This is a genomic window from Altererythrobacter rubellus (assembly GCF_030284385.1).
Classification (GTDB): Bacteria; Pseudomonadota; Alphaproteobacteria; order Sphingomonadales; family Sphingomonadaceae; genus Erythrobacter; species Erythrobacter rubellus.
In genome coordinates this window covers 1,479,250-1,492,715 of sequence record NZ_CP127221.1, presented here as the reverse complement: position 1 = coordinate 1,492,715, position 13,466 = coordinate 1,479,250, and the positions used below count along the sequence as shown (strand labels likewise).

At 48.9% G+C, this 13,466-nt stretch carries 7 protein-coding genes; 4 read left to right on the top strand and 3 right to left on the bottom strand.

All coding sequences use genetic code 11. The features are described 5' to 3' along the window. The first annotated feature begins 104 nt into the window (after positions 1 to 104). From QQX03_RS07500 to QQX03_RS07490, 3 genes are read left to right on the top strand one after another with little or no spacing between them, the layout of a single operon-like run. Positions 105 to 2,102 carry an adenylate/guanylate cyclase domain-containing protein gene (locus QQX03_RS07500; RefSeq protein ID WP_285975138.1) on the top strand — a complete coding sequence of 666 codons (1,998 nt, stop codon included), beginning with the start codon at positions 105 to 107 and terminating at the stop codon, positions 2,100 to 2,102. Further along, positions 2,099 to 3,796 (top strand): ShlB/FhaC/HecB family hemolysin secretion/activation protein, encoded by a 1,698-nt coding sequence (locus QQX03_RS07495; RefSeq protein ID WP_285975137.1) that lies wholly within the window; start codon positions 2,099 to 2,101, stop codon positions 3,794 to 3,796. Before QQX03_RS07500 ends, QQX03_RS07495 begins: the two co-directional genes overlap by 4 nt. Before the next feature lie 43 nt (positions 3,797 to 3,839). Next, positions 3,840 to 10,703, top strand: coding sequence for a two-partner secretion domain-containing protein (locus tag QQX03_RS07490; RefSeq protein ID WP_285975136.1), 6,864 nt, complete (start codon positions 3,840 to 3,842; stop codon positions 10,701 to 10,703). A gap of 215 nt (positions 10,704 to 10,918) precedes the next feature. Here the strand turns inward: QQX03_RS07490 and QQX03_RS07485 are convergent, their stop codons facing one another. Genes QQX03_RS07485 through grxC form a run of 3 tightly spaced genes read right to left on the bottom strand, consistent with a single transcriptional unit; the run spans position 10,919 to position 12,492 of the window. Beyond that, positions 10,919 to 11,398 (bottom strand): DUF1178 family protein, encoded by a 480-nt coding sequence (locus QQX03_RS07485; RefSeq protein ID WP_285975135.1) that lies wholly within the window; start codon positions 11,396 to 11,398, stop codon positions 10,919 to 10,921. An 8-nt stretch (positions 11,399 to 11,406) separates the two neighbouring features. Beyond that, positions 11,407 to 12,225, bottom strand: coding sequence for a carbon-nitrogen hydrolase family protein (locus tag QQX03_RS07480; protein ID WP_285975134.1), 819 nt, complete (start codon positions 12,223 to 12,225; stop codon positions 11,407 to 11,409). A gap of 9 nt (positions 12,226 to 12,234) precedes the next feature. Continuing rightward, positions 12,235 to 12,492 carry a glutaredoxin 3 gene (grxC, locus tag QQX03_RS07475; protein ID WP_285975133.1) on the bottom strand — a complete coding sequence of 86 codons (258 nt, stop codon included), beginning with the start codon at positions 12,490 to 12,492 and terminating at the stop codon, positions 12,235 to 12,237. 170 nt (positions 12,493 to 12,662) lie between these two features. Between grxC and QQX03_RS07470 the strand changes: the two genes are divergently transcribed. Continuing rightward, on the top strand, positions 12,663 to 13,139 hold the full coding sequence (locus QQX03_RS07470; RefSeq protein WP_285975132.1) for an Hsp20 family protein: 477 nt from the start codon (positions 12,663 to 12,665) through the stop codon (positions 13,137 to 13,139). Positions 13,140 to 13,466: the final 327 nt, after the last annotated feature.

The following is a 13,466-nucleotide window of genomic DNA, read 5'->3' as shown; positions in this document are numbered from 1 at the left end:
GAACCAACGTTTCTTGCTGCTTGGATGATAGAGAAAGGGTGTATTCAACAGGTCGACGCACTGCTGGCATCCTTATCCAATGAGACGGTGGAGTAGAGGAATAAATGAGGCTTCCCGCAAGTTGGTCTTCGATTGTATTAAATAAACCTACGCGGTCGGCTCTTTGGATTACCCTTGTTGCCCTTCTGTCAGCAATCATTGCTTTTGTTGCAGTACAAACCCTTGCACCACTGGATAATCTTGAGAAGAAACTTGCCGATATTCGGGTTGCGGCGATGGAAGTGCCGAAAGAGCCATCCGATGACATTATTGTGGTGGCACTTGATGAGGATACGTTAGCTCAATTTTCTTACCGTTCACCCATTGATAGAGCATTCATCGCCGATTTGATCGAGCGCATAGATTCCGCAGGGGCCTCGGCGATTGTAGTGGATGTCCTTATCGATCAAGCCAGCGAGGAATCTAAAGATATTCAACTTTTTGAGGTAATTCGCCGGTCTGAGACACCTTTATATTTTAGTTATACAGCAGATCCCGCGTTCGTAACTGAAGATCAGCTTAATTACATGAGGGCCTTCATTCCGGCTGACAAAAGAGTGGAAAGCAGGCTCTTATCTGATCCTTTTGACTCTCTTGTTCGTCGAATTAGCACGGGTGGAATTTTTTCCGATGGAGAACTTATTTATAACGATGATTATCCGCCAAGCTTCGCCGCTAAAATTGCTAACGCGCAAGGGGTCCCTTTGCTCGAAACACCTCGTGAGATTTCATGGCGTCCAGTATCAGCAGAAGGCCAAGAGCCTTTTCCGGTAATATCAGCCAACTACGTCACCTACTTGCCCGACGAACTATTCGAAGAAAAAATAGTTCTCATAGGGGCTATTCTATCCATCACCGACCGTCATTCAACACCACTCTCGATTATAGACGATGGAGATCGCGGGTTTATGCCCGGTGTACTTATACAAGCCCATGCTATTGACAGCTTGCTGTCAGGCACGCCTGAGCCGAAGTCCTCAATAGGGTTTACACTGCTTGTTGTTATTGCATTCACGGCTCTAGGTGTGCTGATTAGCCAACTTCGCAAAGGTCTGGTCTTCAATTTATCTTTATCAATTGCGGTACTGGCCGGCTATTGGGTGCTTTGCATTATTGGCTATGGCTACGGGATTGGCATGTGGCCTATTTTGCCTCCGTCTCTTGCTCTTCTTTTATCTGTGTGGATGATGGATATCGTAATTGGACGCGCCGAAAGAATGCAGCGCCAATACATTCAGTCAACATTTTCGCGTTATGTATCACCGGCCGTGGTTGATCGAATTGCGGAAGATCCCAGTGCAGCCGCAATAAGCGGAGAAAAACGAGATACCACTTTCTTGTTTACCGATGTTGCGGATTTCACGACGATGTCTGAACTTCTTTCGCCCGAGGATTTGTCAGATGTTCTTAATCAATATCTAGATGGGGCCTGCGAAATTATTCTACGGCATGGGGGTACAATCGATAAGTTTATTGGAGATGCCATTATGGCGATCTTCAATGCACCCATTGAGCAACCTGACCATGCTGCAGCTGCGGTTCAGGCTGCACTTGAGTTGGATTCTTACGCAGAAAAGTATCGTGAGGAATGTAATAATAAAGGTATCCCTCTTGGCGTAACTAGGATCGGTCTTCATGCCGGCCCAGCAGTGGTTGGTAACTTCGGTTCTTCACAGAGGATGGATTTCACGGCTCTTGGCGATACCGTAAACACAGCTGCGAGAACTGAAGGGATCAACAAATACTTCGGCACTAGGATATGCTGTACTCAGTCGGTGGTCGATCAAGCAAAAGATCAAGCATTCAGAACCATCGGTCATTTTGCTCTCAAAGGAAAATCTGAATATACAACTTTATATACTCCTCTTCCATCAACGCACAACGAAGAGGCTGAAGCGGAATATCAGGCAGCATTTTCTTTATTGGAGCAACGAGATAGCTCAGCTCCTCAAAGGTTTTCTGATCTTCAGGGAAAATACCCTACGGATCCCTTGATCATTTATCATAGTAACAGGTTGCAGAGCGGGGATATTTCGGCCTGGATTAAGATGGGTAGTAAATGATTAACTTTGAGAAAATTTCTAGATCGTCTTTTTTAATGGCTGCACCCTTTAGCCTTATGATTGGCGTTCCAGCCTTTGGGCAATCGGTTGTCATCCCGCCTAGCGCAGATATTTCTAGGTTACGCTTGCCTCCCCCAGATTTACCAACTCAGGAAGACTACGACGTTACGATACGGAATCCTGAGGAGTCTGTCGTCCCAAAAGATGTTTCAAGTCTGGATTTTCTAGTCTCAAAAGTGCGGGTTAATGGTGCTACATATTTCTCTGCAGACCAAATTAATGAAATATTTTCGTCGATAGAAGGTCGACGAGTCAGATTAGAAGAGTTGAGAGAATACGCGAACCAGCTGCAGGAACTCTACGCGAACGAGGGATTTCTCTTAACGAGAGTCATTCTGCCCCCCCAAACAATCGAGGACGGAATTGTAACGGTCGAGGTTGTTGAGGGTTTTCTAGACAATATCGCAGTTGATGATAGCGCTGCTTTGGGCGGGAATCTTGCAAAAGCGGCTCTTTCTGAAATGGTTGGTGCGAAGCCTCTCAATATTCGCGAGCTTGATGGCAAACTACTCATTTTGAATGACACGCCTGGTGTGTCGGTAAAAACACTTTTAAGGCCAGGAAGCGAATCTGGCGCAGCCGAAATGGCCATCACAACATCAAGGCCTTCAAACCAGGGATTTTTCAGTGTCAGCAATACTGGATCTGATGCAATTGGGCCGGTCATATATTCTGTTGGGTATACGGTTAATTCGCCTTTCGGACACCCGGCAGCACTAGATTTGTCGCTCAGTTCTGCTGGCCACACTTTAGAAGAACTCTTGGCCGTAAGTAGCCGTTATGCCTTTCCTGTCGGACCTGATGGTAACATTCTTTACCTCGGCGGGCTGGCGGCACGCGCTCGTCCAGGAGGGGAGGCTGCCGAACTTGAGGTCGCCAGTTCATCCTACTCTGTCGAGGCGCGATTGAGGTCGCCATTACTCAGAAACCGTTCAACTGCGATTTACCTAGAAACTGCAGTAACATTCGCTTCTACCCGCGTAGAGGCGCTAGATACGGTCATCACACGTGATAAAATCGTCAGCGGACAAATAGGTTTACGCGGCCAGCATCAGTCAGATTTAGGACAAACAGCCTTGCAATTCGTGGCGACCGGAGGAATTCCAGCGTTCGGAGCTCTGGATCAGTCCAATCCAACGCCATCCGTTGTTGATTTTGAGTCTAAGTTTCTGAAATTTGATTGGCAATTTGACCATCTTTTTCCTCCCTCTCGGAGCATGTCATTTTTGTTTCGCGCTTCGGGTCAATGGAGTGACGACCGTTTGTTGGCAGGAGAGCAATTAGCTTTTGGCGGACCTCAACTTGGACGGGGCTATGCGCCATCGTCTCTGACAGGCGACAGAGGCTTTGGGCTTTTAGGTGAGCTAAGGCTCGATTTTCCCGATGTATATGAGGCAGGGGTAATCGCAAATCTCCAGGCATACAGTTTTGGAGACTGGGCGAAGACTAAATTACTTGCGGGAGAAGGAGTGCAAGCTGAAAAACAGAGCCTTCTTTCCTATGGGTTTGGTTTGAGAGCTGTTGTAGCTGAGCGAGCCCTGCTCGACTTGCAATTTGCCTCAGACGGGCGGGAACTTGCTGGAATTAAGAGGCGCCCCGCTCGCCTAAATCTCAGTCTTGTGCAGGTGCTTTAATGAGTACAACAGTGTACAAGCGATCCTATATGAGTAATTGGTCATGAAACGACTACGCTTAATATTATTGGCCTCGGCGAGTATAAGTTCCGTTGCGGCTGCGGATACGCTAAACACCTCTTCCTCCCCGACGGTCGTAGCTGGAGATGCTACTTACAGCGTTAATGAAGCGGGTACGGTCCGTACCATTACTCAGACAACTGACCGGGTTTTTCTAGACTGGGTAGACCTTAGTGTGGGAGAAAACGAGACCCTACAGTTTGTTCAGCCCGATGCATTGTCGATAGCTTTAAACAGGGTCACCGGTACTACTCAAACGATTATTGATGGAACTATTGAGGCCAATGGCAGAGTTTGGATACTTAACCCTAACGGCATCTTCATATCTCCAACTGGTCAGGTAACTGCCTCTGGTTTTCTCGCGTCTACTGGCAGTATTTCATCGACGGACTTTATGGCAGGAGGAGACCAATTCAGCATTGGAGGCGTTTCGTCTGCATCGGTTGAAAACGCTGGTAGCATTGCCACTGAATTGGGTTACACAATCCTGCACGGCGCCTCCATCACAAACGAGGGGCAGATTAGCGCGACATTGGGAGCGGTCTTACTGGCCTCTGGTAATGATCTGAGTATCTCTTTTGATGAAGGTAACCTGATTTCTTATGCTGTGAGCAATGAGTCCACTCTAGCGGCATCATTTCAAGGAATTAAAAATACGGGAACCATCACGGCTGATGGAGGTCTGATAGCCCTTAGTATGGCCTCAGCGTTAGACGCCATTCATAGTGTCATAAATGCCGAGGGACTTTTGCAGGCCAACTCGGTTGAAGAGCGTAATGGCACAATTATCTTGGATGCTGGGGACCATGGTGACGTTACCATAACGGGTACTGTGACTGTCGCGGGTCTTGAAGCCGATGAAGTTGGTGGATCGATCGAAGCAAGCGGCACGTTGATCACTTTGGCTGATACGGCTGAGGTAATAGCTGACGGCGGGGCTGGCGGGGGTTCAATATCTATTTTTTCGACGGCCACTCAAGGCTCTAATTCTTCAACAACGATCGAGGGAAATAGCTTCGTATCCATCTCGGAATCTGAAGCCTTTCTTGTCGAAGAGACCCGTATTCAACTGGCTAACGGTGCACTGGCAGATATAGCGATAGTTGATGGAAGCGTAATTTCTGCAAGCGCTACCGTTTCAGGGTCCGGTGGTACAGTTACCATTGAGGCTCCGGGAGAAGAAGAATTAGCAACGTTTGTTGCTGGCGAAATCCGGGCCAATGGGGTTGGAACTGATAGCGTAGGCGGCATCATTGACCTTTCAGGGTTCTATTTGGAGATTGAGGGGTCAGAATTATCTGTTAGCGGCGCTACAGCTGGTACAGTTGTGCTTACTGCTGCGTCTATTGACTTAGTTGATCAACTTTCAGCTGCTTCATCAAATCTATCCTTTTCAGATTTTGAGTGGCAGTCTGCCGAGACAACACCGCTATATGACCCTGCATTGATGACATCCCTTAATTTGGGTGATGATCAAGTTTCCGGCAGAATTTCTCTTGGGTTTGCCTTTGAATTTTTTGGAGAAACATACGATAGTGTAGAGGTTTCATCTAACGGATTCCTGTCTTTTGGTGATTTAGGAAGTAATAGCAGATGTTGCAACGGACAGCCATTGGACGATGGTAATGCTCCGCTTCTCTCTATTTTTGGACTTTGGACAGACCTTATTCCTAACTATGAAGGTGGCGATGTCCTTTATACGACTATAACTAATCCTGACGGCACCAGAGAATTTATTCTGCAGTGGAAAGCGGTCTCAGAATATATAAACGGTCAGCTTAACACGTTTGAGATTCGACTACGAGAGAATGGGGACATCTATTTAAATTACGGTGATGTTAGCATTGTTCAACACAACGTCTCTATTGGTTTGACTGGCGCTGACGCTAGTCAAATAGCTCAGCTAACATACCGAGAAGTCGATTTTGATAATTGTTGCACGACAAACATCATCTCTGATATCTCTCAAACAGCATATATTTTTAGCCAAGGCTTTGATCCAGTTTCACAAATTAGCGCAGCTACGCTTCAGAATATTTTGGGAAGCGGCGCGAACCTAACCATAAATGCAAGAAACTTCACAGAGGCAAATCGTAGCAACGACAGTATTGGAAATATTTCTGTCAGTGGGCCCCTCACATTAAGTTTTGGTGCCAATAGCTCGGCCCAAGAGATAATTTTCAGCGCAGATAATAACGTCTCGTTAGACAGTTCTGCGGTTTTCTCGAACTTTCTAGGACAATTGAGGCTAATCGCCGGGGCTAGTGACAGCGGCCAAATTGGATCTGTATTCGCTCAAGGGCTAATAACTGCAGGCCTGCTTGAAGTTACTGGTAGTGTTATTCAAATTGGTGAAACTGAGGCAGAAGAGATCATCCTGAATGTGGGTGGGGAAGCCACGTTAGGCAATGTCACTGCCGGGACTTTGACGAGCACAGGCCTCGTCAATTTGGGCGGCTCCAATTCAACCCTCGAGAATCTCAGGATTTTAAGTGGTAGACTAAATCTTTCGGAAATAAGTGGTCTTCCAAGCGAGACCATCTATTTCGGTAATGGGACACTCAATATTGCCAACACAAGTCTCTTAGAATTGGAGCAACTAGTCACGGTTGACGAATTCGGAGAAATAATTTTTGGAGCTTCTGGTGCCTTTTCAGGCTCGGTAGACGCCCTTTCGGAAAACACTGGGAATTTACGCATTGCTTCCATTAGTGATCTCACAATTAGTGGATCTATTGGCACTAATCGGACCCTTGAGATCATCGATTTTTCTTCTGAAGGAGATCTAAAACTTACTGAGACTGCAAGGCTAGTTTCTGACGAATCTATTGGTTTCTTTGCCGATGGAGATATCTTTATCGACAGCGATGAAGTGATTGGATCGCAATTCGGCGGCGAGTTAGGAATTTCAGCCGATCGAGATAGTGATGGTACTGGAGGTACCATTAACCTCGTGAGCTCTCTCAGCGCGAGTGCTCTCGAGGTTTCAGGTAATTTAGTTTTTGATGGTTCCGGCGAGATAAGCGTTCTTAACAATTCCAATATTAATGGCAGCATATCGACGATTTCGGAAGAAGAGGGCGTTGAACTTACGCTTAGGTCGGCTGGCCTATCCCTATCGGTTAACGGCTCGATTGTTTTTGATCAGCTCAATTTAGAGACGCCTGGCATTGGAGATATATTAGTCAGCGGTGATATCACAGCGACAACTTTAACTAAGCTTGGGTCTGGTTCTGCGCGCATACAAGGACCAAATTCTTCCATAAATAACCTGAGAATCATCAATGGTGTTCTGGCAATTGCTGATATCAGCAATTTACCATTGAACTCGATCTTCTTTGGCGACGGCCTTCTTGATATCGACATTCATGAACCAGAGACGGTAGATTTTTCAGAATCTCAGTCCGTTTCTGAAACTGATTTTGGCCCAATAACTCTCACGCAACAGATTACGGTAGAAGAGTCTGGTGATATCCTCTTTAGAGGATCAGGCATCGTTTCAGGACCAGTTAATTCGGTTGAGGAGGGTGTCGGTAGTTTCAACGTTAGTGCACTTGGTGATCTGACAATTACTGGGCAAATCGGACTAGAACAGTCCCTCCATGCTGCCACTTTCTATTCAGACGGAGACCTGAGTTTCGCCGACAGTGCTCGATTGCGAGCTGAAGAATTTGTTGGTCTTTTTGCCCATGGAAATATCTCACTTGGAAGCGACGATATTTTGGCCAGTGACTATACTGGACAATTAAACTTGGAGGCTGATCAAGATGGTGATGGAGTTGGTGGCACAATTAACCTTGTCGAATCTCTTAGTGCGGGCTCAATTTTTGTATCTGGCGACCTTTTATTCTCTGGGTCCGGACAAGTCACTTCTCTGAGCAACCTGATTATTAATGGAGATATTTCTTCGGAAGAGGAAGGCGAACCTACAACGCTCGTCCTTAGTTCTCCCGGTGACTTGCGAGTAAGTGGTAGCATTACTTTTAATGACGTTACTGTTGACACTTTGAATGCTGGGGATGCTTGGTTTCTTGGAGACCTGACGGCAGAGACCTTATCCAAGTTGGGCCAAGGCTTTCTCCGACTATCGGGTACGAATTCAGCTATAAATCATCTAAGAATTATAAACGGTGCTTTAGCTATTTCCAACGTTAGCAATTTACCGGTCGATTCAATTTTCTTTGGCAACGGCTTTCTTGATATCGACATTCGTCCCTTTGTGGACGGTTTTCTTGACACGGAGTTAGATGAAACGCCTGTTTCTCTTTCCCAACAGATTACTGTAGAAGATAGAGCTCAAATTCTGTTCAGGGGCCCTGGCTCGTTCTCGGCTGTGACCAGCGCTCTGGATGCTGGATCCGGCGTATTACAGGTCTTTGCATTGAATGATCTTGTGGTCGACGGTCTTGTTGGGACAGGGCAGTCACATGCAGAGTTCACAGCTGTTTCCGACGGCGGTGATCTAATCTTGAGTGAAGATGCGCGCATTCTTGCGGAGACTTTTATTGGCCTTGGTACGAGCGGGGGCGATATATTTATAAGTGGTAGTGACGTTTTTGATGCTGATTTTACTGGGGATCTCAGCATCATCACGACTTTTGGGTCCGAGGAAAATCAAGGAACGATTCATCTCGATAGTGCTTTAAGCGCTAACTTTATTGAATTGAGGGGTGACGTTTTACTGCTTAGCGAGGGCGATATTCGTGCTGTTTCGGACATCTTTATTGGCGGCCGCATTTCGTCTGACCCGACTAATGAAGAATCCATGCTCGTTCTCGCGGGAGAGAATATTTTTGTCGATGGCGACGTCGATGTCGATGAGATAACCTTAGACATACTAACGTCTGGTCAAATATTCGGTAATGTTACCACGAATATTTTGTCTTCGACTGGTCCCGGCTCGTTACGTTTGTCGGGTGAAAATTCGGCCATAAATAATCTGAGAATTATAAACGGCGCTTTAGCTATTTCTAATCTGAGCAATTTACCCTTAAACACGCTTTTCTTTGGGAATGCTGAACTTTTTATAGAAACAGAAGAGCCCGTAGAACTTGCACAAGATATAACAGTGGGTGATTACGCGCGGATATTATTTAATGGTTCTGGCACTATGACAGGCCCAATAAATGCCGAAAACGATGGTGAGGGTATTTTAGAGGTCGGAGCTCAAGGAGACCTTAATTTTAACGGCACAATAGGAGCAGACAGCCGATTGGCCGAAATTTTTGCGGATAGTGGTCGGCGATTAACACTTGGTGAGAATGCGTTCTTATCCGCTCGCCAAATTATCGATCTTATTGGCGTTTCGGGTTTTACAAACCTTTCCGAAAGGGAGGATGTTTTAGAGACTGGTACCTGGACGGTATGGAGCGGAAATCCGGATCCATTCGGCGAAGATAACCCAGACATTGTTGGATCTCTGGTTCATGATTTTAGGTACTATGGCATAAGTTTAGCCGGTGCTAGGGGAGAATCAGAACTTCCTGAAAGACCAGAAGGAAATGGCTTAGCCTATGGCCTTTCACCGGTGCTAAATGCAGAACTTGCTGAAGAGCTAAGTAGAATTTATGATGGAACGACGACTTTTTCTCCTGATTTAGTCAGCCTGTTGTTCTCTGGGTTAGTAAATGGGGACAGTGCCATCATTGATATCGTCTCGGCCACGGCGAACCTACCTGGGGTCGATGCAACGGAGGCTGTGATTGCAGGGATCACTGCCAACTTTACTGATACATCCGGTGCGCCAGTGTTTGGTTATCGTTTCCAAGATACTATAACTGTCCCAGCAGTTATTTTGCCCGCTACTCTGACATACAGAGCTGATGAGGCCACCCGATATGTTGGCGCTCAAAATCCAACTTTCTCGGGTACAGTGACAGGCTTTATTGCTGGCGAGAACCTAGAAAATGCGACTACAGGAACGTTAGTTTTCACGTCTCCAGCAGATGAAAATTCCGATGTTGGGCTTTACCCGATCTTTGGGGGAGGCCTTTCCGCAGCCAACTATATTTTTGTGCAGGCTGTTGAGAATGAGACCGCGCTAACAGTACAAAAAAATATTGTTAATGAGGTGTCTTCGGGCTCTGATTCGGGATCAGGCGGCAGTGGAGATGGATCAGGAGATACGGGCTCCGATGGTGGCGGTGAAGGATCTGGCGATGGCGGTTCTGATGACAGTGGCGACGGCTCTGGCGATGGTAGCGAGGGGTCAGGTGATAGCGGGTCTGACGAGGGTGGCGATGGATCAGAAGAAGGCGGCGATGACGCTGGGGAGTCGAACTCTGATGACAGCGACGACGGTACCGATGAGGGCGATCAAGGCTCAGAGGATAGCGACGAGAGTTCAGACGAGGGTTCCGAAGAGAGCGATGAGGGGTCCGATGATGCGGGCGAAGGATCTGAAGAATCAAGTTCGGATGAGGGGAGCGATGGATCCGATTCTACTGATACGTCCGATGGTGCTGGATCTGATAGTGAAGCTGACACTGGTGCCGACGGCGGCACATCTGTTGGAGGAGATGAAGGTTCAGATGATGGGTCGAGCACATCCAGCCAACAATCTGGCGGTGAAATCGTAAAGGTGGAGGTGAAACCAGCGGATCCATTGCCGCCGTCTCCTGTTGGCGATGAGCCAACACCTACTCCTAGTGATCCCGAGGATAGCGGAGACCCTGTTTTAGCTGCTGTTTCTTTTGAGGATGAGGCCTCGATTGATACGAGTGTCGGAGTTCCGCAAGAAGTTGTCGCTCTTACCCCAACCATTTCTGTGGCCCCACAAAAAGAGGCTCCACCAGCGCCAAAATCTGATGACGAAGCGCTATCTATAAACTCGGCGTTAAACCCCTAGAGAGCGGTTGAAGCAATGGCTGCGTAGCGGAAGCGAAACAGGTCATTGCTTATCGAGTTCAGCGGCGAACGCCGCCGGTGTCACATAGCCAAGCTATGAGTGCGGTCGCCCCGATTGAAGTCATCCACTCAGGCAGTGATCTCGACTCGAGCATGGGCCGTGCTCATAAATAGGGTCTAGTTGAGCGGACCCCAATAGCACCGCAGAGCGTCCAATCAATTCAGATCTTCAGGTGGGGCCACAGGGAAAGGCAGCGGTGCAATCGCAATACCTTCATCCATCAGGCCCTGGGCTTCTTCGAGGCTGGCCTGCCCGTGGATCGGTTTCTCATCCGCTTCGCCGTAATGCATCTTGCGCGATGTTTCAGCGAACTTGTCACCCACCCATGTGCTCTGCTTCAGTGCCTTCGCCTGTGCCTCGGCAAGTTTGGTGAGAGCCTGCTGCACTTCAGGCGGCAATGGCTTGTTCGAAAGCTGGCTTACGTCCTGACCGTCCGACGCTGCACGAGGACTGTCGCTCTTTGTGTTGCCCTTTGCAGGCACAGCCGGGGCCATCGGTGCTTTCGTCACCGCTTCGCTCCCGCAGTGCGGGCAAGACAAGAGCCCTCGCTCCAACTGCTCGACATAGTCGCCAGAAGAGCCGAACCAGCCTTCGAAGCGATGGCTTTGGTCACAGATGAGGTCGTAAACGATCATAGTGTGCTCTAATTGGCGATTGGGCGACGATTAGCAAGGCTTGGCAATTGAGAGCGAACCTCTTCGACGCGCGAAAGATCGATATCGCAATATGCCAATCCAGAGGCCTCTCCGCCCATATCGAGCAGAACTTTACCCCATGGATCGACCACCAGGGAATGCCCGTAAGTCTCCCGGCCGTCTTCATGCTGGCCCACTTGCGCCGCGGCGATCACAAATGCGCTCGCTTCGATTGCGCGCGCGCGCAGCATGACATGCCAGTGATCGCGACCGGTTGGCACGGTGAAGGCAGCAGGCACTGCAATCGCATCACATTTGCGCTGCCCCAGCTGCTCGAACAACGCCGGGAAACGCATGTCATAACAGATTGTCAAACCGAGCCGCCCCAGGGGCGTATCATCAACCGTAACCACTTGCGTGCCTGGCTCGTAAGCCGCGCTTTCACGCCAACTTTCGCCGTTCGACAACTGCACATCAAACATGTGGATTTTGTCGTATGTCGTGCGCAGCCCCAGCGATCCACCGATATAGAATGATCTGTTGGCCCAGCGCCCATTCGCGCCCATTACCGGCATTGAACCGATCGCTAGATCAATCCCGGCTTCCGCCGACAATCTTGCCAACCGGTCACTGATACGCTCAGGCTCAGTCGATTCGATCCATGGTCCGGCACGGCTGCGATCCCTGTCCAGCAGCAGAGACATTTCCGGCGTGAAGAGAATCTCCGCGCCACCCTCGCCAGCTTCAATCGCAGCGGCCTCCAGCGTGGAGTAGTTCACTTCAGGGTCAATGCCTGATGTCATCTGCAAGACAGCTATAAGCGGCACGTCTGCGCCCTACCCCGCCAGCAATGCGTCGAGCTTGCCCTCACGTTCCAGCGCGGCGAGATCATCCGATCCTCCGACATGGACATCGCCGATAAAAATCTGCGGCACAGTCATGGCATTAGGCGCGCGTGCCAGCATTTCATCCCGCTTGGGGCCGCCCAAGGTAATGTCATACTCGTTAAACTCGGCGCCCTTCTCCGTCAGCAAACGCTTAGCACGAACGCAGAACCCGCAGGCGAACTTGGTGTAGATGTCGATTGTGGGCATCGTAATTATCTCGTCCCATTTGCTCCCGAATGCGGGAGACTTGAAAGCTAATTTGCGACACCTATTTGGTAAAGGTTGAGGCTCGCCGCAATGGGGGCTGCGACAATCACCTTGGGCGCTGCAATTGCAGGCTCCTAACATTTTTTGAATTGCTCAGAAGAGGATTTGATATGTCACGTTTAGATTTTACCCCGTATCGCCGTTCGACCGTAGGCTTTGATCACCTGTTCGACTTGCTCGAAAACAAGGTTCGCCAGAACGCCGGCGATAACTACCCCCCATTCAATATCGAGCGCCGCGGTGACGAAGAATATCGCATCACCCTGGCTGTAGCCGGTTTCCGCCCGAACGACATCGATATCACTGCTCAACAGAACCTGCTGACGGTTCATGGCCGCAAGCGCGATGATTCACCAGAAGGTCAGATGCTGCATGTCGGTATTGCCAATCGCGGATTTGAGCGCCGGTTTGAGCTTGCGGACTATGTCCGTGTCGAGAACGCGGATCTGGCAGACGGGCTTCTCACCATCGATCTGGTGCGCGAAGTGCCCGAAGCGATGAAACCCAAAAAGATCGCGGTCAACGGCCAGACAACCAAGTTGAAGGCAGTTGGATCCGGCGACGGCGAGCAGGTCGACGCAGCGTAAGCCAATCAAAACTAAAGAATGAAACAAAAAGGGGGCGGACCGTTCATCCGCCCCCTGCGGTTTTCATCGCCTCGTTCGATCTGTAACGTCCGGGTCGCAAAAGGCGTTACAAACCAGCTCGAGCTCTTTGCAAACGTGCGAACACGTTAGCTAAATTCACAAATGGTGCTTTCACCCCGAACTTCCGGACCCCCTCCGGAAGAATTTGTAAGTGCTACGTTGTGATTGTTATCATGCGCAAGAATTATCTTGCTGACTTGTAAGAACACGACAGCAACCAGTGCAATCGCCGTCAAAATCGATTTCAAACGCGAAATCAGCCGCTTG

Coding starts and splice junctions, on each gene's coding strand:
- QQX03_RS07500 (WP_285975138.1), top strand. CDS start 105: ATGAGGCTTCCCGCAAGTTGGTCTTCGATTGTATTAAATAAACCTACG.
- QQX03_RS07490 (WP_285975136.1), top strand. CDS start 3,840: ATGAAACGACTACGCTTAATATTATTGGCCTCGGCGAGTATAAGTTCC.
- QQX03_RS07495 (WP_285975137.1), top strand. CDS start 2,099: ATGATTAACTTTGAGAAAATTTCTAGATCGTCTTTTTTAATGGCTGCA.
- grxC (WP_285975133.1), bottom strand. CDS start 12,492: ATGCCCACAATCGACATCTACACCAAGTTCGCCTGCGGGTTCTGCGTT.
- QQX03_RS07470 (WP_285975132.1), top strand. CDS start 12,663: ATGTCACGTTTAGATTTTACCCCGTATCGCCGTTCGACCGTAGGCTTT.
- QQX03_RS07485 (WP_285975135.1), bottom strand. CDS start 11,398: ATGATCGTTTACGACCTCATCTGTGACCAAAGCCATCGCTTCGAAGGC.